This is a genomic window from Variovorax sp. Varisp53 (genome assembly GCF_059491555.1).
The window spans coordinates 6,172,813-6,192,552 of record NZ_CP168512.1 but is presented as its reverse complement, the minus strand read 5'-3'; the positions used below and the strand labels follow the sequence as shown (position 1 = coordinate 6,192,552).

18 protein-coding genes are annotated in these 19,740 nt (G+C 67.6%); all 18 read left to right on the top strand.

Annotated elements, in window-relative coordinates; genetic code table 11:
• Positions 1 to 12 precede the first annotated feature (12 nt).
• The 18 genes from ACEOAB_RS29155 (at position 13) to ACEOAB_RS29070 (ending at position 19,739) form a co-directional block, all read left to right on the top strand.
• Positions 13 to 804: a class II aldolase/adducin family protein gene (locus ACEOAB_RS29155; protein WP_056594705.1), complete on the top strand. Its 792-nt coding sequence runs from the start codon at positions 13 to 15 to the stop codon at positions 802 to 804.
• 70 nt (positions 805 to 874) lie between these two features.
• Positions 875 to 2,443 (top strand): ABC transporter substrate-binding protein, encoded by a 1,569-nt coding sequence (locus ACEOAB_RS29150; RefSeq protein ID WP_056594702.1) that lies wholly within the window; start codon positions 875 to 877, stop codon positions 2,441 to 2,443.
• Between the two features lie 16 nt (positions 2,444 to 2,459).
• On the top strand, positions 2,460 to 3,434 hold the full coding sequence (locus tag ACEOAB_RS29145) for an ABC transporter permease (RefSeq protein ID WP_056517234.1): 975 nt from the start codon (positions 2,460 to 2,462) through the stop codon (positions 3,432 to 3,434).
• Positions 3,431 to 4,276 (top strand): ABC transporter permease, encoded by an 846-nt coding sequence (locus tag ACEOAB_RS29140; protein ID WP_413750349.1) that lies wholly within the window; start codon positions 3,431 to 3,433, stop codon positions 4,274 to 4,276. Before ACEOAB_RS29145 ends, ACEOAB_RS29140 begins: the two co-directional genes overlap by 4 nt.
• Positions 4,277 to 5,929: an ABC transporter ATP-binding protein gene (locus tag ACEOAB_RS29135; RefSeq protein ID WP_413750348.1), complete on the top strand. Its 1,653-nt coding sequence runs from the start codon at positions 4,277 to 4,279 to the stop codon at positions 5,927 to 5,929.
• Positions 5,929 to 6,867, top strand: coding sequence for a 2-hydroxyacid dehydrogenase (locus ACEOAB_RS29130; protein WP_413750347.1), 939 nt, complete (start codon positions 5,929 to 5,931; stop codon positions 6,865 to 6,867). Before ACEOAB_RS29135 ends, ACEOAB_RS29130 begins: the two co-directional genes overlap by 1 nt.
• 36 nt (positions 6,868 to 6,903) lie before the next feature.
• On the top strand, positions 6,904 to 8,298 hold the full coding sequence (locus ACEOAB_RS29125) for an aspartate aminotransferase family protein (protein WP_413750346.1): 1,395 nt from the start codon (positions 6,904 to 6,906) through the stop codon (positions 8,296 to 8,298).
• Positions 8,295 to 9,212 (top strand): DMT family transporter, encoded by a 918-nt coding sequence (locus tag ACEOAB_RS29120; protein WP_495653297.1) that lies wholly within the window; start codon positions 8,295 to 8,297, stop codon positions 9,210 to 9,212. Before ACEOAB_RS29125 ends, ACEOAB_RS29120 begins: the two co-directional genes overlap by 4 nt.
• Positions 9,213 to 9,225: 13 nt before the next feature.
• Complete coding sequence (locus ACEOAB_RS29115; protein WP_495653296.1) at positions 9,226 to 9,960, top strand: GntR family transcriptional regulator; 735 nt, start codon at positions 9,226 to 9,228, stop codon at positions 9,958 to 9,960.
• Positions 9,957 to 10,985, top strand: coding sequence for a histone deacetylase family protein (locus tag ACEOAB_RS29110; RefSeq protein WP_413750876.1), 1,029 nt, complete (start codon positions 9,957 to 9,959; stop codon positions 10,983 to 10,985). The genes ACEOAB_RS29115 and ACEOAB_RS29110 overlap by 4 nt, the downstream gene beginning before the upstream one ends.
• A complete protein-coding gene (locus tag ACEOAB_RS29105) occupies positions 10,982 to 12,061 on the top strand; it encodes a phosphotransferase (protein ID WP_413750877.1) in 1,080 nt (359 codons plus the stop codon). Before ACEOAB_RS29110 ends, ACEOAB_RS29105 begins: the two co-directional genes overlap by 4 nt.
• Entirely contained in the window at positions 12,054 to 13,328 is a 1,275-nt protein-coding gene (locus tag ACEOAB_RS29100; RefSeq protein ID WP_495653295.1) for an aspartate aminotransferase family protein, read from the top strand. The genes ACEOAB_RS29105 and ACEOAB_RS29100 overlap by 8 nt, the downstream gene beginning before the upstream one ends.
• A 70-nt stretch (positions 13,329 to 13,398) precedes the next feature.
• Positions 13,399 to 14,604: a M20 aminoacylase family protein gene (locus tag ACEOAB_RS29095; RefSeq protein ID WP_413750879.1), complete on the top strand. Its 1,206-nt coding sequence runs from the start codon at positions 13,399 to 13,401 to the stop codon at positions 14,602 to 14,604.
• A 22-nt stretch (positions 14,605 to 14,626) separates the two neighbouring features.
• Positions 14,627 to 15,625: a tripartite tricarboxylate transporter substrate-binding protein gene (locus tag ACEOAB_RS29090; RefSeq protein WP_495653294.1), complete on the top strand. Its 999-nt coding sequence runs from the start codon at positions 14,627 to 14,629 to the stop codon at positions 15,623 to 15,625.
• Between the two features lie 120 nt (positions 15,626 to 15,745).
• Positions 15,746 to 16,270 (top strand): helix-turn-helix domain-containing protein, encoded by a 525-nt coding sequence (locus ACEOAB_RS29085; RefSeq protein ID WP_413750437.1) that lies wholly within the window; start codon positions 15,746 to 15,748, stop codon positions 16,268 to 16,270.
• On the top strand, positions 16,270 to 17,586 hold the full coding sequence (locus tag ACEOAB_RS29080; protein ID WP_413750438.1) for a type II toxin-antitoxin system HipA family toxin: 1,317 nt from the start codon (positions 16,270 to 16,272) through the stop codon (positions 17,584 to 17,586). The genes ACEOAB_RS29085 and ACEOAB_RS29080 overlap by 1 nt, the downstream gene beginning before the upstream one ends.
• A gap of 65 nt (positions 17,587 to 17,651) precedes the next feature.
• Positions 17,652 to 18,566, top strand: a complete 915-nt coding sequence (locus tag ACEOAB_RS29075; RefSeq protein WP_413750439.1) for a dihydrodipicolinate synthase family protein — start codon at positions 17,652 to 17,654, stop codon at positions 18,564 to 18,566.
• 39 nt (positions 18,567 to 18,605) lie between these two features.
• Positions 18,606 to 19,739: a branched-chain amino acid ABC transporter substrate-binding protein gene (locus tag ACEOAB_RS29070; RefSeq protein ID WP_056593269.1), complete on the top strand. Its 1,134-nt coding sequence runs from the start codon at positions 18,606 to 18,608 to the stop codon at positions 19,737 to 19,739.
• Position 19,740 lies beyond the last annotated feature (1 nt).

Here is a 19,740-nt window from a genome sequence, read left to right as displayed (position 1 = left end):
AAGGAACGCGATATGCAACTGCACGCAGTGGACCGCAAGGCCCCGCCGGTCTCCGACGCCGAGCGCCAGGTCCGACAGGACCTGGCCGCGGCCTACCGGCTGGTGGCGCACTACGGCATGGACGACAGCATCTACACGCACATCTCCGCGCGTGTGCCGGGAACCGAAGACCAGTTCCTGATCAACCCCTTCGGCATGCTGTTTCGCGACATCACGGCCTCGTCGTTGGTCAAGATCGACCTTGCGGGCCGCATCCTCGACGACTCGCCCTACGACGTGAACCCGGCCGGATTCACCATCCACAGCGCGGTGCACGCGGCGCGCCATGACGCGGCCTGCGTGCTGCACACGCACACGGTGGCCGGCGTGGCGGTGTCGTCGCTGGCCGGCGGGCTGCAGCCCTGCAACCAGTGGGCGCTGCAGTTCTACCAGCGCGTGGTCTATCACGACTTCGAGGGCATCGCGCTCGACCCCGAGGAGCGCGAGCGCCTCGTGGCCGACCTCGGCCCGACGGCGCGCGCGCTCATCCTGCGCAACCACGGCCTGGTGACGCTGGGCCGCACGGTGTCGGAGGCCTTCATCCTGATGCTGAACCTGGAGCGCGCCTGCCGCGTGCAGGTGGCCATCGAGTCGAGCGGCCAGCCGGTCTACCCGGTGCCGGCCGAGGTCTGCGAGAAGACCGCGCAGCAATACGAAGCTGGCGGCGGCAGCCACCTGCCCGGCCAGGCCGACCCGAACGCGCGCGAATGGCGCGCGCTGCTGCAGCGCATCGAGCCCGCGCCGGCCACCTCGTTCCGCGACTGATCGCCCCGCTTTCCCCTCCCGTTCCCTGACCCTGTCCACCACCTCGAAAGAGCCAGAAGGAGTTCGCCCCATGAAACGTCGCAACCTCATCCAGATGGGTGCCGCCGCCACCGCCGGCCTGACGCTGGCCGGCGTTCCCCTGCACCTTCTGGCCGCGGGCAGGAAGGGCGGCACGATCAACGCCGTCGTCCAGCCCGAACCGCCGGGGCTGATGCTGGGGATCACGCAGAACGGCCCGACGCAGATGATCTCCGGCAACATCTACGAAGGCCTGCTTCGCTATGACGAGAAGATCACGCCGCTGCCTTCGCTGGCCACCGCGTGGACCGTCAACAAGGAAGGCACGCTCTACACCTTCAAGCTCAAGCCCGGCGTCACCTGGCACGACGGCAAGCCCTTCACCTCGGCCGACGTGGTGTTCTCCGCCGACGTGTTCCTGCGCAAGACGCACGCACGCCTGCGCGCCAACCTGGCCGCGGTGGAAAGCATCCGCGCGGTCGATCCGCTCACGGTCGAGTTCAAGCTCAAGTACCCCTTCGGGCCCTTCATCGGCATCTTCGAGGTCGGCAGCATGCCGATGATCCCGAAGCACATCTACGAAGGCACCGACTTCGCGACCAACCCCGCCAACGCCACGCCCATCGGCACCGGGCCGTTCAAGTTCAAGGAGTGGGTCAAGGGCTCGTACATCCAGCTCGTGGCCAACGACAAGTACCACGTCAAGGACGTGCCGCTGGTCGACAGCGTCTACTTCCACGTCATTCCCGACGCGGCTTCGCGCGCAGCGGCCTTCGAGTCGGGCAAGGTCGACCTGGTGCCTGGCGGCGCGGTCGAGTACTTCGACGTGCAGCGGCTGTCCAAGCTGCCGGGCGTTGCCGTCACCACCAAGGGCTGGGAGTTCTTCGCGCCGCATTCGTGGCTGTGGCTGAACAACCGCAAGGCGCCGATGGACAACGTCAAGTTCCGCCAGGCCGTGATGTTCGCCATCGACCGCGAGGCCATGGCCAAGATCGCGTGGCAGGGCTTTGCCAAGCCGGCGACGGGACCGTTCAACAGCAACATCAAATTCCACAGCACCGACGTCGCCAAGTACCCGCGCAACGTCGAGACGGCCAAAAAGCTGCTGGCCGAATCGGGCTACAAGGGCGAAACCCTGCGGCTGCTGCCGCTGCCCTATGGCGAGACCTGGTCGCGCCAGGCCGAGATCCTGAAGCAGAACCTGGCCCAGGCCGGCATCAAGGTCGAGATGACCGCCACCGACGTGGCCGGCTGGAACCAGCGCCTCAATGACTGGGACTACGACCTCGCCTTCACCTACGTCTACCAGTACGGCGACCCGGCGCTGGGCGTGGCGCGCAACTACACCACCGCCAACATCGCCAAGGGCTCGCCGTTCAACAACGTCGAGGGCTACTCGAACCCGAAGATCGACGAGCTGTTCGATGCCGGCGCGCGCGAGACCGATCCCGAGAAGCGCAAGGCCACCTACCTGCAGGCGCAGAAGATCCTGCTCGACGAAGTGCCCGTGGCCTGGCTGCTGGAGCTCAACTTCCCGACGCTCTACCGCACCAAGCTCAACAACATCATCAGCTCGGGCATCGGGCTGAACGACAGCCTCGGCACCGCAAGCATCGGCTGACCGCGCGGAGCAGCGAATGAAACGTACGCAGTTCATGTTGACCCGCGTGCTGCAGGGGTTGGTGGCGATCCTGCTGATCGCCACGGTCAACTTCATGCTGGTGCGCGCCGCGCCGGGCGATCCGGTGTCGGTGCTGGCGGGCGAAGCCGGCGCGTCCGATCCGCAGTTCGTGGCGCAGCTGCGCGCGCAGTTCGGGCTCGACCAGCCGCTGTCGACGCAGCTCGCCACCTACGTCGGCAAGGTGGTGCGGCTCGACCTCGGCTACTCGTACCGCCAGCAACAGCCGGTGCTCAAGCTCATCTTGGACCGGCTGCCGGCCACGCTGCTGCTTACCGGCAGTGCCTTCGCGCTCTCGCTGCTGTTCGGCATCACGCTCGGTGCGCTGTCGGCGCGGCGTGCGGGCACATGGGTCGACAGCGCCATCACGGTGGTGGCGCTGCTCTTCTACGCCACGCCGCTGTACTGGCTCGCGCTGATGGCGGTGCTGGTGTTCACGGTGCAGCTCGAATGGCTGCCGGGCTTCGGCCTCATGACCGTGGGCTCGGGCCACACCGGCTTCGCGCTGGTGCTCGACGTGGCGAAACACCTGGTGCTGCCCGCGCTCACGCTCGCGCTGTTCTACATGGCCGTCTATGCGCGCATGACGCGCGCCGCGATGCTCGAGGTGGCGCAGATGGACTTCGTGAAGACCGCGCGCGCCAAGGGCGTGCGGCCCGGCCGCATCCTGCGCGCGCATGTGCTGCGCAACGCGCTGCTGCCGGTGGTCACGCTCGCGGGCATCCAGGCCGGCGGCATGATCGGCGGCGCGGTGCTGACCGAGACCGTCTTCGCCTGGCCCGGCATCGGCCGCCTGATGTTCGACGCGCTGCTGCAGCGCGACTACAGCCTGCTGCTCGGCGCCTTCCTGGTGACGGCCGCGATGGCCGTGCTCTTCAACCTCATCACCGACCTCGTGTACACGCTGGTCGATCCGCGGATCGAGTTGACATGATGCAAAGCGATTTCTGGCGGCGCTTTCGCCGCAACAAGGGCGCCGTGGCCGGCATGGTCGTGCTGCTGATCGTGGCAGTCGTCGCGCTGCTCGGCCCGTGGCTCGCCACCAACGATCCGTGGGCCATGGTCGAGCAGCCCTTCGTGCGGCCGTGGACCGAACCCGGCTTCTTGCTGGGCACCGACACGCTGGGCCGCGACATCCTCTCGGGCCTCGTCTACGGCGCGCGCATCTCCTTGCTGATAGGCGTGGTGTCCACCTTCGTGGCGCTGCTGATCGGCGTCAGCCTCGGCGCGGTGGCCGGCTACTTCGGCGGCTGGATCGATGCGGCGCTGATGCGCTTCACCGAGCTGTTCCAGGCCGTTCCGAGCTTTGCGCTGGCTATCGTGCTGGTGGCGATCTTCGAGCCTTCGATCAAGTCCATCGTCGTGGCCATCGCCATCGTCTCGTGGCCGCCGGTGGCGCGCCTCGTGCGCAGCGAGTTCCTCACGCTGCGCCAGCGCGACTTCGTTCAGGCCGCGCTGCTCGCGGGGCAGTCGACGCCGCGCATCATCCTCACGCAGATATTGCCCAACGCCATGTCGCCCATCATCGTGATGGCCTCGCTGATGGTGGCCACGGCCATCCTGCTCGAAAGCAGCCTGAGCTTTCTCGGCCTGGGCGACCCGAACCAGATGAGCTGGGGCTACATGGTCGGTGCCGCGCGCACCGTGCTGCGACAGGCCTGGTGGATGGCGCTGTTCCCGGGGTTGGCGATCGTGCTGACCGTGCTCGCGCTCAACCTCGTGGGCGAAGGCCTGAGCGACGGGCTCAACACGCGGCTGCACGGAAAGGGCAAGTGAATGAACGCCACCGTCACGCCAATGAAACCCCTGCATCCCGTGCTCGACATCGTCGACCTGAGCATCTCGCTGCCCTCGGGCGCCGACCGCGCGCTGGCCGTCGAAGGCGCCACGCTCTCGGTAATGCCTGGCCAGACGCTGTGCGTGGTCGGCGAGTCGGGTTCGGGCAAGTCGATGATCGCCAACGCGGTCATGGGCCTGTTGCCGCGCCCGCACGTGGCGCCGGTCGCGGGGCGCATCCTGTTCGACGGCCATGACCTGCTGCAGCTCACCGAGCCGCAGATGCGCGAACTGCGCGGGAGGCGCATCGGCATGGTGTTCCAGGAGCCGATGACCGCGCTGAACCCGGTGATGCGCATCGGCGAGCAGATCGGCGAAGTGTTCGACGCGCACGGCAACGTGCCTGCTGCAGAGAAGCGCCGCCGCATCCTCGCGGCGCTGGCCGACGTGGGCCTGCCCGACCCCGAGCTGCTGATCGACGCTTATCCCTTCCGCCTCTCGGGCGGCCAGCGCCAGCGCGTGATGATCGCCTGCGCGCTGGTGCTGGAGCCCGTGCTGCTGATCGCCGACGAGCCCACCACCGCGCTCGACGTCACCACCCAGGCGCAGATCCTCGCGCTGGTGCGCGAGCTGCAGCAGCGCCGCGGTACGGCCGTGCTCTTCATCACGCACGACTTCGGCGTGGTCTCCGAAATTGCCGACCACGTGGTGGTCATGCAGACCGGCCACGTGGTCGAGAGCGGCCCGGCCGCGCAGGTGCTCGGTGCGCCGCAGCATCCCTACACGCGCAAGCTCATCGCCGCCATTCCCGACGGCCAGGCGCAGACCGTGCCGCACGATGACCTGACACGCGTGCTGCAGGTGCAGGACCTGTGCAAGACCTACCATTCGAGCGGCAGCCTGTTCAAGCGCGGCCGCGCGGTGCAGGCGGCGAAGGACATCAGCTTCGAGCTGCACCGCGGCGAGACGCTGGGGCTCGTGGGCGAGTCGGGTTCGGGCAAGTCGAGCGTGGGGCGCTGCCTCGTGGGGCTCGCGCCCTTCGACAGTGGGCGCATTCTCTTCAAGGGCCGCAACCTCGCGCAGGGCAAGAGCTTCCGGCGTGCGGCGGCCGGCAAGATCCAGATGGTGTTCCAGGACCCGTACGCCTCGCTCAACCCGCGCCACCGCATCGGCGCGGCCATCGCGGGCGGGCCTATCGCACAAGGCGTGGGCAAGGCCGAGGCGATGGCGCGCGCCATGGAGCTGCTGCAGCTCGTGGGCCTGGGCGCCGATGCAGCGCAGCGCTATCCGCACGAGTTCTCGGGCGGGCAGCGCCAGCGCATCGGCATCGCCCGCGCACTCGCGATGCAGCCCGAGCTGCTGGTGGCCGACGAGCCGGTGTCGGCGCTCGACGTGTCGGTGCAGGCACAGGTGCTGGAGCTCTTCGCGCAGGTGCGTGCGCAGTTCCAGCTCGCGATGGTCTTCATCACGCACGACCTGCGCGTGGCCGGCCAGATGTGCGACCGCATCGCGGTGATGCAGCGCGGCGAGGTGGTGGAATACGGCGAGACGCAGAAGGTGCTCAACGATCCGCAGCACGCCTACACGCGCAAGCTGATCGACGCGGTGCCGCGCCTCGCGGGGCAGGCCGACGTGTCTGCGAAGGTGGCCTGATGCCTTGCGTTGCGCTGCTGAGCGATGTGCTCGACATGCACTACCTTGCGCCGGCCTTCCGCCAGCACTGCCCCGATATCGACTTGCGGCTGGGCACCGACCTCGGCCCGCTCGAACAGATCGATGCGGCCGTCTGCTGGTATCCGCCGCACGGCCTGCTGGCGAGCTTGCCGCAGCTGCAGCTGGTGCAGTCGCTGGCCGCGGGCGTCGACCACATCACGGCCGACCCGCAACTGCCGCGCGCGCTGCCGCTGTGCCGCATCGTCGATCCGGAGATGGCCACGGGCATGAAGGCCTACGTGTGCTGGGCCGTGATCCAGCATCAGCGACTGATGCCTGCGTACCTTGCGAGCGCGGCCATGGGGGCATGGCAGGAGCAGCCGATGAGCCCGCCGGGGCGCCACCGCGTCGGCATCGCGGGGCTTGGCACCCTGGGGCTGGCCTGTGCCGAGGCATTGGCCGCCATCGGCTATGCGGTGCGCGGCTGGAGCCGCAGCGCGAAGGCCGACCTACCGGCGGGTGTCGCGGGCTTCCATGGCGATGCGCAGCTCGATGAATTCCTCTCGGGCTGCGACACGCTGGTGTGCCTGCTGCCGCTCACGCCGCAGACGCAGGGCTTTCTGAGCGCAGACCTGTTCGCGCGGCTGCCGCGCGGCGCGCACCTGGTCAACGTCGGACGCGGTGCACACCTTGTCGAGGCCGACCTGCTGCGCGCGCTCGACAACGGCCAGTTGTCCGCCGCCACGCTCGATGCCTTCACGCAGGAGCCGCTGCCGGCCGACCACCCTTTCTGGGGCGACCGGCGCATCCTGGTCACGCCGCATATCGCCACCCGCACCGACACGTCGGTGATCGCGCAGCAGACACTGCACAACCTCGCGCTCGTACGGCGCGGCGAGCGGCCAGGAACGGCCGTCGACCTCGACCGGGGCTACTGAGCCGCCCTCGCATTTCAAGACAACGGAGCAGGCCACATGAACGCATCCATCTCTATCGCCGCCCTGCAATCGGCGCACGCAGAGCGCGCCGCTAACGACATCGCGGCCCACCTGCATCCCTTCACCAACCTCGCGGCGCATCCGCAGGTCGATCCGCTCGTGATGGAGCGCGGCGATGGCATCTACGTGGAGGACGACCAGGGCCGCCGCTATCTGGAGGCCATGTCGGGCTTGTGGTGCGTCTCGCTGGGCTTCAGCAACGCGCGCCTTGCCAAGGCCGGCAGCGACGCGTTGCACACGCTGCCCTGCTATCACACCTTCAACCACCGTTCGAATGCGGCGGCCATTGCGCTGGCCGAAAAGCTGCTGTCGATGGCGCCGGTACCGATGTCCAAGGTGTTCTTCGCCAACTCGGGTTCGGAGGCCAACGACACGGCCGTCAAGCTGGTCTGGTACTACCACAACGCCATCGGCAAGCCCGGCAAGAAGAAGATCATCGCGCGCCGCAATGCGTACCACGGCGTCACCGTGGCGGCGGCCAGCTTGAGCGGGCTGGTGCCGAACCACCGCGACTTCGACCTGCCGATCGACCGCGTGCTGCACGTCGACTGCCCGCACCACTACCGCTACGCCGAGCCCGGCGAAACCGAAGAGGCCTTCGCCACGCGGCTGGCCGACGCGCTCGAGCAGCGCATCCTTGCCGAAGGGCCCGACACCGTGGGTGCCTTCATCGCGGAACCGGTGATGGGCGCCGGCGGCGTGCTGGTGCCACCAGCCACCTATTTCGAAAAGGTGCAGGCGGTGCTGCGCAAGTACGAGGTGCTGCTGATCGCCGACGAGGTGATCTGCGGCTTCTGCCGCACCGGCGAGATGTTCGGCTCCACCACCTTCGGCCTGCGGCCCGACATCCTTACCGCAGCCAAGGCCCTGTCGTCGGGCTATGTGCCGATCTCGGCCGTCATGGTGTCCGAGCAGGTGCATGCGGCCGTGGCCGCCAACAGCGGAAAGATCGGCACCTTCGGCCACGGCTTCACCTACTCGGGCCATCCGGTGACTGCCGCGGTCGCGCTCGAAACGCTGCGCATCTACGAGGACGAGCAGGTGCTCGCGCATGTGCAGGCGGTGGCGCCGCAGTTCCAGGCCGGCCTGCGCCGCTACGCCGGCCATCCGCATGTGGGCGAGGTGCGCGGCGTGGGGCTGATCGGCGCGCTCGAACTTGCAGCCGATCCGGCGAAGCGCATGCCCTTCGATGCGGCGATGAAGGCCGGCGCACGGCTGGCCGAACTCGCGCTGCAGGAGGGCCTGATCGTGCGCGCCATGGGCGATGCCGTCGCCTTCTGTCCGCCGCTCATCATCACGCCCGCGCAGATCGACGAGATGTTCGAGCGCTTCGATCGCGCGATGGTCCGCTTCGAGGCTTCGCTGGCGTGAACACCGCCGCGAGCGCCGCAGTGCTGCTGCGCCCGCCGGGCTCCAGGAGCACCGGCGTTGCGCTGTTCTTCTGCGCGCTGGTGGCGTTCGCGAGCTACGACGCCTTCTGCAAGCACATGCTGCAGTTCTACCCCGCGCCGTTCGTCAACCTGATGCGCTACCTGTCGGTGATCTGCATTGCCTTCGCGATGCTGCTGCGCCACGGCGACTTGCGCATCTGGCGCGCGCCGCAGAAGAAGCTGCTGCTGTTGCGCGGCGCGATGCTCGCGACCGTGGCCACCTGCTTCATGACCGCGCTGATCTGGATGCCGCTGGCCGAGGCCACCGCCATCTACTTCACCGCGCCGCTGCTCATGGTGGCGCTGTCGCCCTGGCTGGTGGGCGAGGCGGTGCAGCGCAGCCGCTGGGTGGCGGTGAGCGTGGGCTTCGCAGGTATGCTGCTGATCGTGCGGCCCGGCGGCAACCTGCCTTGGGTGGGTACGGTGCTGATGGCGGTGTCGGCCGTCTGCTATGCGATCTTCCAGCTGCTCACGCGCCGCCTCGCGGGGCTGGTCGCGAGCCCGGTGCAGTACGCGTACACGGCGCTGGTGTGCCTGGTCGTCACCGCCCTGCCCGCGCCCTTCTTCCTGCCGACCGAGCAGCCCGCTGCCGGCGCGGTGCTGTTGCTGCTCGCGGGCGGTGCCTGCAGCGGGTTGGCGCAGTGGCTGCTGCTGGCCGCCTTCGAGCGCGTCGAGGCCGCGACGCTGGCACCGCTCAACTACTTCCAGCTGCTGCTCGCGGTGGTCTTCAGCACTTTCTGGTTCCACAAGCCGCCCGATGGGCTGGCGATGGCGGGCATTGCGCTGATCATGGCCGCGGGGGTCTACCTGGCACGGCGGCCGATCAAGAATACGGCCCCGCTACCCCTCACATGACGAGACAAACACCATGGCTTTTTCTTCTTCCACCGCCGACAGCACCGGCTTCGAGTCCGTCGAGGCGCCTGACCTGGTCGGACTGGTCGAAGCGCAGCTGACGCGCGCCATCGTCGAAGGGCGCCTCGCGCCCGGCAGCCGCATCGTCGAGGCCGAGATCGCGCGCCGCATGGGCGTGAGCCGCGCCCCCGTGCGCGAGGCCGCGCGCCGGCTCGAGCGCCAGGGCGTGCTGGTGGCGCGCCCGCGCCATGGCTTCGCGGTGCGCACCATCAGCGTCCAGGAAATCGACGACCTGTTCGAAGTGCGCCTGAGCCTGGAGATGACCTCGGTCGAGCTGGCCTGCCGCAAGGCCGACGACGCAGGGCTGCAGCGCCTGCGCACGCTGGTGGACGACATGGTGCGCGAGGCGCCCACGCAGCCGCAGCACGTGCGCATCGCGACCGACCTGGCCTTCCACACGCTGATCACCGAGCTTTCGGGCAACGCGCACCTGCACCGCATCTTCTCGAACACCCAGACCGAGATGCAGATGATCATCGCGCTGATCGACGCGGTCTACCACGACCCCGAGACCATGGCCAACACGCACTACCCCATCGTCGATGCGCTGATGAGCCGTGACGTCGAGGCGTCACGCCTGGCCATGCGCGAGCATCTCGACGACGCCTGGCAGCAGGTGCGCGCGCTGTTCGTGAAGCAGCACGGCGACGTCTCTCCCACCACTTCCACGCAAGGACCTGCGAGATGAAGATCGTCTACAGCGACGCCCACAAGGACCACGACCCGCAGCTCTTCATGGTGCGCGGCCGCCTGAAGCGCAGCAACGAGCAGCCCGAGCGCGCCTTCCGCCTGCTGTCGGCGGTCGAGCACGATGGTCATGAGGTTGTCGCGGGCGAAGACTTCGGTGCCGGCCCGCGTGCCGCGATCCACACGCCGGAGTACCTGCGATTCCTGGAGACGGCCTACGCGCGCTGGCGGCTGCTGGACGATCCGTCCGACGAGGTCATGCCCAACATCCATCCCTTTCCGGGCGAGCCCTGCACGTATCCGGAGAGCGTGGTCGGGCAGGCCGGCTTCCACATGGGCGACAACGCGTGTTCCATCGGCCCGCACACCTGGGCCGCAGCCGTGGGCTCGGCCCACGTGGCCACCCATGCAGCGCAGCTCGTGCTGCAAGGCGAGCGCGCGGCCTATGCGCTGTGCCGTCCGCCGGGCCACCACGCCTATGCCGACCGGGCCAACGGCTTCTGCTACCTGAACAACACGGCCATCGCGGCGCAGCACTTGCGTGCGGCGCACGACCGCGTGGCGATCCTCGACATCGACGTGCACCACGGCAACGGCACGCAGGGCATCTTCTATCGCCGCGCCGACGTGCTGACGATCTCGCTGCACGGCGACCCGCGCAACTTCACGCCCTTCTTCACCGGCTATGCGCACGAGCGCGGCGAGGGCGCGGGCCTGGGCTACAACATCAACAAGCCGCTTGCACTGGGCACCGACATCGACGGCTACCTGCCCGCGCTGCGCGATGCCTGCGACAGCATCCGTGCCTTCGCGCCCGGCGCGCTGGTGGTGGCGCTCGGCCTCGACACGCACGAGCGCGATCCCTACAAGGGCATGAAGATCACGACGCCCGGCTTCGCGCAACTGCTGGCCGAGATCGCGCGCCTCGGCCTGCCCACGGTGCTGGTGCAGGAAGGCGGCTACCTGTCGGACGACCTGGGCCCGAATCTCGCCAGCGCTTTGCGCGGCTTCGCGAGCGCCGCATGACGGCAACGGCCGGGTTCGACGACGCGGAAGTCCTGAGCGAAGGCTCGCCCGAGCTCGACCCCGACTGGGTGCGCACGTTCGCGCTGCACCACTACGGCATCGAAGGCGAGATGCGGCCGCTGACCGGCGAGCGCGACCGCAATTACCGCCTTGAGTCCGCGCGGAGCGGCGAGCGCTTCATGCTGAAGATCTCGCACCCGTCGGAAACGCCGCTGGTGGCGGACTTCCAGACGCAGGCGCTGCTGCACATTGCAAGAGCCGATCCGGAGCTGCCCGTGCAGCGCATCGTGCCCACATGCGACGGCCAGCCTTCGTTGCTCTGCGATCCGGGCGACGGCCTGCCGCGTGTGGCACGGCTCTTCAGCTACCTGCCGGGCTTGCCCCTGCCCGACGCGCCGCGTACTTCCGCGCAGCAACTGAACCTTGCGCGCACGCTGGCCCGGCTCGACCTCGCGCTGAGCGGCTTCGACCATCCGGCCGGTGCGCTCGCCCTGCCCTGGGACATCCAGCGCGCCGACAGCGTGCGTGGCCTGCTCGCGCACATCGCCGACCCGGCGCGGCGCGCGCTGGCCGAACGCTCGCTCGACCGCTTCCAGCGCGATGCAAAGCCGGTGCTGGGGGGCCTGCGCACGCAGCCCATCCACAACGATTTCAACATCTACAACGTGCTGGTCGACCCCGGCGACACCGACCGCATTGCCGGCATCCTCGACTTCGGCGACATGGTGCGCGCACCGCTGATCGACGACCTCGCGGTGGCTGCGGCCTACCAGCTCGATCCGGCGGGCGATGCGCTGGCCGGCATCGTGCCCTTCATCGCCGCGTACCACGCCGTGCTGCCGTTGACGCGCGAGGAAGTCGACGTGCTGTTCACGCTCATCACCGCGCGGCTCGTGATGGTGGTCGCCATCAGCGGCTGGCGCGCTGCGCGCCATCCCGACAACGCGGCCTACCTGCTGCGCAACAACCTGCTGTCGTGGGCCCGCCTGCAGGCCTGCGACCGCATCGGCAACGATGTCACCAGTGCCGCGTTCCGGCGCGCTTGCGGCATGAACGAGAGTCGCGAACATGCCTGAAGAAGAATCGCTCCTGGAACGCCGCGCGCGCCTGCTCGGCCCGGCCTACCGCCTGTTCTACGAAGCACCGCTGCATCCGGTGCGCGGCGATGGCGTGTGGCTCGACGATGCCGACGGCAAGCGCTACCTCGATGCGTACAACAACGTCGCGTCGGTGGGGCATTGCCATCCGCACGTGGTGGAGGCGATTGCACGGCAGGCCAGCGTGCTCAACACCCACACGCGCTACCTGCACGAAGGCGTGCTCGACTACGCCGAGCGCCTGCTGGCCACCATGTCGCCCGCGCTCGGCCATGCGATGTTCACCTGCACCGGCAGCGAGGCCAACGACCTTGCGATGCGCATCGCCAAGGCCCACACGAAGGCCGAAGGGCTGATCGTCACGCGCTTCGCGTACCACGGCGTGACGGAGTCGATCGCGCAGGCATCGCCCTCGCTCGGGCGCTTCGTGCAGCTCGGCAAGACCGTGCGCACCGTGCCGCCCCCCGACAGCTACCGCGTGCCGCCCGAAGACCAGGGATGGGCTTTCGCCGCTGGCGTGCGCGCCGCCATCGCCGACCTGCAGGCGCATGGCTTGCGGCCGGCCGCGCTGATGGTCGACACTGTGTTCTCGAGCGACGGCATCTTCACCGACCCGGCGGGCTTCCTGAACGAAGCGGTCGCCGCGATCCGCGAGGCCGGCGGGATCTTCATTGCCGACGAAGTGCAGCCCGGCCTGGGCCGCACCGGCGATGCCTTCTGGGGCTTCATGCGCCACGAGGGTCTGGTGCCCGACATCGTGACCATGGGCAAGCCGCTGGGCAACGGCCATCCATTGGCTGGGCTGGCGGTGCGGCCGGAGGTGCTGGCCGCGTTCGGCCGCGAGTGCCGCTACTTCAACACCTTCGGCGGCAACCCGGTGTCGATGGCGGCCGGCATGGCGGTGCTCGACGTGATCGAGCGCGAAGGCCTGATGGCCAATGCGCAGCGCGTGGGCCGCCATCTGCGCGCCGGGCTGGCCGGGCTGGCCGAGCGCCATGCGCTGATCGGCGACGTGCGCGGCGCGGGGCTGTTCGTGGGCGTGGAACTCGTGACGGACCGGCGCACGCGCACGCCCGCCACTGTGGAGACCGTGCGCGTCGTCAACGGCCTGCGCGAGCGGCAGGTGCTGCTGAGCGCCACCGGCGAGCACGCCAACACGCTGAAGATCCGCCCGCCGCTTGTGTTCTCCGAGGCCAATGCCGACCTGCTGGTCGCGACGCTAGACGAGGTGCTGGCGGGGCTCTGACAAAGCGGCATGGCGGCAAACGCCGCCTTGCGCCAGAATCCTCCGCCTCCCACGACAGCCCTTTTCCGCCATGAACATCGCAGATTCCTTTCTTGCCAACGCCGCGCGCTTCGTCGAGATCCGACGCGACATCCACGCCCATCCCGAACTCGGTTTCGAGGAGCACCGCACTTCCGAGAAGGTCGCGAACCTGTTGACCGGATGGGGCATCGAGGTGCACCGCGGCATTGCCGGCACCGGTCTCGTCGGCGTGCTTCGCAAGGGCACGGGCAGTCGCACCATCGGCCTGCGCGCCGACATGGACGCGCTGCCGCTGCATGAAGCCAACGAGTTCGCCCACAAGTCGACCAACCCCGGCCGCATGCACGCCTGCGGCCACGACGGCCACACCACCATGCTGCTGGCCGCCGCGTGGCACCTGTCGCAGCAGGGGCCGGACGACTTCGACGGCACGGTGCATTTCATCTTCCAGCCCGCCGAGGAGATGGGCAAGGCCGGCGCGAAGAAGATGATCGACGAGGGTCTGTTCGAGCGCTTTCCTTGCGACGCGGTCTTCGGGCTGCACAACTTCCCCGTCGGCGACGTGGGCCGCTTTGCGCTCAACGAAGGCGCGCTGATGGCGTCGAGCAACACGTACAAGATCACGCTGCGCGGGCGCGGCACGCATGCCTCGATGCCGCACACGGGCATCGACCCGGTGGCGGCCGTGGTCACGCTCGCGCAGCAGCTGCAGACCATCGTGGCGCGCACCATCCCGAGCACCGAGCGTGCGCTGTTGGCGGTCACGCAGCTGCAGGGCTCCGATGCGCCCAACGTGATTCCCGACGTGGCCACGGTGGGCGGCACCATCCGCACTTTCTCCATCGAGGCCATCGACAAGCTCGAGGCCCGCCTGCGCGAAGTGGCCGCGGGCGTTGCGGCGGCGCACGGTTGCACGGCCGAGGTGTATTTCAACCGCTCGTCGCCGCCGACCGTGAACCATCCGGCCGAGGCGCGCTTTGCCGCCGGCGTGATGCGCGAGGTGGTGGGTGACGACATGGTCACCGACAACTTCCCCGCCGTGATGGGCGCCGAAGACTTCGCCCACATGCTGCTCGCGCGGCCCGGCTGCTACGCCTTCCTGGGCAACGGCGACGGCGACCACCGGCTCGACGGCCACGGGCCCGGCCCTTGCATCATCCACAACACCTCGTTCGACTTCAACGACGAGATCATCCCGATCGGTGCCAGCTACTTCGTGAAGCTGGTGCAGCGCTGGCTGCCGTTGGGCGCTTGAAGTTGTTCCCTTCCTGTTGACGATGACCAAGAAAGTGGCCATACAGATGATCTCCACCCCGCTCACCCGACGTTCATTGACCGCGCTTGCTGCCGCGGCGGTGCTTGGTGCCATCGCACCTGCCCATGCGCAGCAGCGCGTGATCCACATCGTCGTGCCCTTCGCCACCGGCGCGGTGCAGGACACGGTGGCGCGCGCCTTCAACAACGAGCTGGGTGTGGCGCTCGGCACCAGCGCCATCGTCGAGAACCGCGCGGGCGCGGGCGGCACCGTGGGCGCGGCCCTGGTGGCGCGCGCGCCGGCCGACGGCAGCACGCTGGTCCTCGCGGCGGCGAGCCACAACATCGCGGGTTTCCTCTACAACAAGCTGAGCTACGACCCGCTGAAGGATTTCGTCGGTGTGGCCAACGTCGGCAACGCGGGCTATGTGCTGGCGGTGGCGAGCGGCATGAACGTGTCGACCACGGCCGACTTCATCAAGGAGGTCAAGGCCAACCCCGGCAAGTACAACTACGCCTCGGCCGGCAACGGCAGCGCGACGCACCTCGCGATGGCGTCGTTCCTCGCGAAGGCCGGGCTGCAGATGACGCACATCCCGACCAAGTCGACCGGCGAGGCCGTCAACGAGGTGCTGGCAGGCCGCGTGCAGGCGGTGATCTCGTCGAGCATCGGCGTGATCGGCTTCCAGGACGATGCGCGCATCAAGCTGCTCGCGTCCACCGGCCAGTCGCGCAGCCCCTTCCTGCCGAAGCTGCCGACGGTGGCCGAGAGCGGCCTGCCGGGCTACGCCTTCGATTCGTGGATCGGTTTGCTGGCGCCGGCTGGCACGCCCAAGGCGGAAGTCGAGCGCATCAACGTCGCGGCCAACAAGGTGCTGGCCGACCCGGCGATCCAGGAACGCTTCAAGCGCCTGGGCGTGGAGCCGCGCAGCCAGAGCGCGGAGGAGTTCCAAAAACTGTTGCGCGCGGACTGGGATGCGATGGGGGCGGTGGTGAAGGCTTCGGGGGCGAAGATCGATTAGGCGTGAATTACAAGCGGAGCCTTGTTTTGGGTTATTACAAGCCCAAGCTTGTAAGACGTAAAAATACGTCAAAGCTTGTATGTTGACAAAACAAGACAGGGCCGATATCTTGCTCGCAAGATGGACTTCCCCCTTCGCTTCGTCGACCAGCTACGGCCACACCTGAAGGCGCTGCGGAAAAAACGCGGCCTGACGCAGGCGCAAGCGGGCGCGCTCGTCGGCGTCAGCCAGGCCCGGATCGCAGAGATCGAGGCGAATCCCGGTGCCGTCGGTTTCGAGCAATTGATGAAGCTGCTGTCGGTGCTGGGGGCGTCCTTCTACCTGAGGGAAGAAACACCTTCAAGCGGCGGCCCCCTGTACGCGATGGAGGAGCGCGTGAAGTACGAGTCTCCACAGGACACGGCCGTGAAAGTCCCACCAGGATGGGAAACCCGGAAGATGAGTGGCGGCTCCGTGCTGGTGACGCTGTCCCCCGGGGAGCCGGACGCTCCGGCGCCGCCATCGTTCGAGGACGCGCCGGCTCAGGTTCCATCGACCGCGCCGGGTGCGTTGCTCCGGCTGCTCCAAGCGCTGAACCCGGGCATGGACGTCAAGCCGACATCGCGCCGCAGCTTCGTCATCCGGCCAAAGACAGGTTCCTGGTGATGCAGGCGCTGAATGCGTGGATGAACGGGGAGCTGGTCGGCACCTGGTCTGTCGATCGCGACTCCCACGCTTTCAGGTATCACCCCGGGTGGCTGGAATCGCCGCGACGGCGGTCGCTGTCGCTGTCGATTCCCATCAACAGCACGCTCGAAGTACAGGGCGAGGTGGTCAGGAACTACTTCGACAACCTGCTGCCCGACAACATCGGGATCCGTGCACGTCTGGGCCATCGTTTCAAGCTCAAGGACATCAGCACCTTCGACCTGCTCGAAGCCATTGGGCGCGACTGTGTCGGCGCCGTGCAGCTGCTGCCCGAAGGCGCCGCGCCCGAAGGCTGGAAGACCATGAACTGCGAGCCTCTCGACGAAGAGGAAATCGCCGAGCTGCTGCGGGCCGTTCCGTCCGACGCCACCCCCGAAAGCATGCGCGACGAAGACCTGTTCCGCATCTCCCTTGCCGGTGCCCAGGAGAAGACCGCCCTGACCCGCTGGAACGGCGCGTGGTGCCGCCCGCACGGCGCCACGCCCACCACGCACATCATCAAGCTGCCGCTCGGGCTCATCGGCGGCTCCAGGCGCGTGGACGCATCCGACTCGGTGCAGAACGAATGGGTTTGCGCGCAGATCGTCGAGGCGCTCGGCTTGCTTGTGGCGCCCACATCCATGGCGAGCTTCGGTGGCCAGACGGTCCTGGTGGTGGAGCGCTTCGATCGCGAGTGGATGGACGGCGGCACATGGATCGCGCGCCTGCCGCAAGAAGATTTTTGCCAGGCCATGGGACTGCCGTCGAACGAAAAGTACGAGCAGCATGGAGGCCCCGGCATGCCCAGGTGCCTGCAGCTCCTGCAGGGAAGCCGCAGCGCCGACGACAGCACCCGGTTCCTGCTGACCCAACTGGCCTTCTTTCTTCTCGCCGGGACGGACGGCCACGCCAAGAACTTTTCGGTGCGCCTGTATCAGGGCGATGTCTACGACATGACGCCGCTCTACGACATCATTTCGATGTGGCCCTATTTCGGCAACGGGCCCAACCATTTCCAGCCGCGCCAGGCGGGCCTGGCCATGGCGGTTCGCTCCAAGAGCAAGCACTACGTTTTTCACACCATCCAGGCGCGCCATTGGCACCAGCTGGCAATGAAGAACGGTGGCATCGACGTGTGGAACGCCATGCTGGAGATGGTGGCGTCGCTCGACCAGGCATTGGGCGAAGTCGAAGCCCTGCTGCCGGGCGACTTTCCCGCGCGGACCTGGGAAGCCATTTCGCGGGGCATGCGAAGCGAAGCCGAGCGCTTCCTCGGGGGAATAGAAAAATCTTGACGATATATCCTTAATATATTTAAAGTGCGCCTGATTTCCACCGCACACCATCAGGAGCACCATCCGTGACCAATCCCCGCTGGCAAGGCATCTTCCCCGCCATCACCACCAAGTTCCACGCCGACGAGAGCATCGATGCCGAGGGCACCGCCCGGCACATCGACTTCCAGATCCGCAACGGCATCCATGGCCTCGTCACCTGCGGCTCGCTCGGCGAAGCCAGCACGCTGACGCTGGAAGAAAAGCTCCAGGTCGCGAAGATCGCGCTCGACGCCGCCGATGGCCGCATCCCGGTGCTGGCCAATGTGTCGGAAACCAGCACGCGCGAGGCGCTGCGCTACGTGGACGGCGCCAACAAGCTCGGCGTGGCCGGCTTCATGGTGATGCCCTCGGTGATCTACGTGGCCGACGCGCGCGAGGCGATGCTCAATGTGCGCACCATCGCCAACGCCGCGCAGAAACCCATCATGGTCTACAACAACCCGGTGGCCTACCGCGTCGACCTCAAGCCCGAGCACATGGTCGAGCTGGCCGACTGCGAATGGATCGCAGCGATCAAGGAGAGCACCGACAACATCCGCCGCATCACCGACCTGCGCAACACGGTGGGCGACCGCTACCAGCTGTTCCTGGGCGTGGACGACCTGGCCTACGAAGGCCTGGCCCTGGGCTGCGACGGCCTGCTGGCCGGGGTGGGTTGTGCCTTCCCGCGCGAGACGGTGGCGCTGTACGACCTGATGAAGGCCGGCAAGTTCGCCGAGGCGCTCAAGCTCTACCAGTGGATGACGCCGATGCTGCACCTGGACGTGTCGACCAAGCTCGTGCAGAACCTCAAGCTCATCGACCTGCTGGTCGGCGTGGGCACCGAGCACATGCGCCGCCCGCGCCTGCCGCTCATCGGCGAGGAGCGCGCCTTCATCGAGGCTGTCGTGAAGAAGGCGCTTGCCACGCGGCCTGCGCAGTACCAATCGGTCATGTAATAAGCCCCTCTTTTCATCGTCCCCAACCTAGGAAGAAGCATGAAGTCAAAAGCAAACATGGTTTCGTTTCTCGGCCTCGTGGCCATCGCCATCGCAGGTCAGGCACAAGCACAGGAGCAGGTGGTCAAGATCGGCCACAGCGGTCCGCTGTCGGGCCCCAATGCCTTCGCGGGCAAGGACAATGAAAACGGCGTGCGCCTCGCCGTCGAGGAACTCAACGCGAAAAAGCTCAGCGTCGGCGGCAAGACGCTGAAGTTCGAGATGGTGTCGGAAGACGACCAGTGCGACGCCAAGACCGGCGTGAGCGTGGCGCAGAAGTTCGTCGACGACGGCGTCAAGTTCGTCATGGGCCCGTACTGCTCGGGCGTGGCCATTCCGGCGTCGCGCATCTACAGCGACGGCGGCACCATGGTCTCCACGGTGGGCACCAACCCGAAGGTCACGCAGGGTGGCTACAAGAACCTCTACCGCATCATCGCGAGCGACAACCAGATTGGCGGCGCCATGGCGGTCTACGCGGCCAAGGTGCTGAAGGTGACCAAGGTCGGCGTGATCGACGACCGCACCGCCTTCGGCCAGGGCCTCGCCGAAGAGTTCACCAAGGAAGCGAAGAAGCAGGGCCTGACCGTGGTCGGCCAGGAGTTCACCACCGACAAGGCCGTGGACTTCACCGCCATCCTGACCAACATGAAGGCCAAGGCGCCCGAGGCCATCTTCTTCGGCGGCTATGCACCGCAGGCCGCGCCCATGGCGCGCCAGATGAAGCAGCTCGCCGTACCCGGCAAGCTGCTGGGCGGCGACACCGTGTGCAGCCCGGCCACCGGCAAGCTCGGCGGCGACGCGGTCAACGACCTGGTGTTCTGCGCGCAGGGCGGCTCCATCCTCGAGAAGGCGCAGAGCGGCCCGGCCTTCAAGGAGAAGTTCAAGAAGCGCTTCAACGTCGACCCCGACGCGTACGCTGCTTCGTACTACGACCAGGTGCTGTTCATCGGCGAGTCGATGAAGAAGGCCAACTCCATCGACCCCGACAAGGTGGGCGCCGAGCTCTACAAGACCACCTACAAGGGCGTGGCCGCAACCTATTCGTACGACGACAAGGGCAACATGAAGCAGGCGCCCATCACCGTCTTCACTTTCAAGAACGCGGCGCCCGTTCCCCTCGCCAGCTATTGAT

Excerpts from the sequence above, each read along its gene's own strand:
- ACEOAB_RS29155 (WP_056594705.1), top strand. The coding sequence starts at position 13 with ATGCAACTGCACGCAGTGGACCGCAAGGCCCCGCCGGTCTCCGACGCC.
- ACEOAB_RS29150 (WP_056594702.1), top strand. The coding sequence starts at position 875 with ATGAAACGTCGCAACCTCATCCAGATGGGTGCCGCCGCCACCGCCGGC.
- ACEOAB_RS29145 (WP_056517234.1), top strand. The coding sequence starts at position 2,460 with ATGAAACGTACGCAGTTCATGTTGACCCGCGTGCTGCAGGGGTTGGTG.
- ACEOAB_RS29140 (WP_413750349.1), top strand. The coding sequence starts at position 3,431 with ATGATGCAAAGCGATTTCTGGCGGCGCTTTCGCCGCAACAAGGGCGCC.
- ACEOAB_RS29135 (WP_413750348.1), top strand. The coding sequence starts at position 4,277 with ATGAACGCCACCGTCACGCCAATGAAACCCCTGCATCCCGTGCTCGAC.
- ACEOAB_RS29130 (WP_413750347.1), top strand. The coding sequence starts at position 5,929 with ATGCCTTGCGTTGCGCTGCTGAGCGATGTGCTCGACATGCACTACCTT.
- ACEOAB_RS29125 (WP_413750346.1), top strand. The coding sequence starts at position 6,904 with ATGAACGCATCCATCTCTATCGCCGCCCTGCAATCGGCGCACGCAGAG.
- ACEOAB_RS29115 (WP_495653296.1), top strand. The coding sequence starts at position 9,226 with ATGGCTTTTTCTTCTTCCACCGCCGACAGCACCGGCTTCGAGTCCGTC.
- ACEOAB_RS29110 (WP_413750876.1), top strand. The coding sequence starts at position 9,957 with ATGAAGATCGTCTACAGCGACGCCCACAAGGACCACGACCCGCAGCTC.
- ACEOAB_RS29105 (WP_413750877.1), top strand. The coding sequence starts at position 10,982 with ATGACGGCAACGGCCGGGTTCGACGACGCGGAAGTCCTGAGCGAAGGC.
- ACEOAB_RS29100 (WP_495653295.1), top strand. The coding sequence starts at position 12,054 with ATGCCTGAAGAAGAATCGCTCCTGGAACGCCGCGCGCGCCTGCTCGGC.
- ACEOAB_RS29095 (WP_413750879.1), top strand. The coding sequence starts at position 13,399 with ATGAACATCGCAGATTCCTTTCTTGCCAACGCCGCGCGCTTCGTCGAG.
- ACEOAB_RS29090 (WP_495653294.1), top strand. The coding sequence starts at position 14,627 with ATGACCAAGAAAGTGGCCATACAGATGATCTCCACCCCGCTCACCCGA.
- ACEOAB_RS29085 (WP_413750437.1), top strand. The coding sequence starts at position 15,746 with ATGGACTTCCCCCTTCGCTTCGTCGACCAGCTACGGCCACACCTGAAG.
- ACEOAB_RS29080 (WP_413750438.1), top strand. The coding sequence starts at position 16,270 with ATGCAGGCGCTGAATGCGTGGATGAACGGGGAGCTGGTCGGCACCTGG.
- ACEOAB_RS29070 (WP_056593269.1), top strand. The coding sequence starts at position 18,606 with ATGAAGTCAAAAGCAAACATGGTTTCGTTTCTCGGCCTCGTGGCCATC.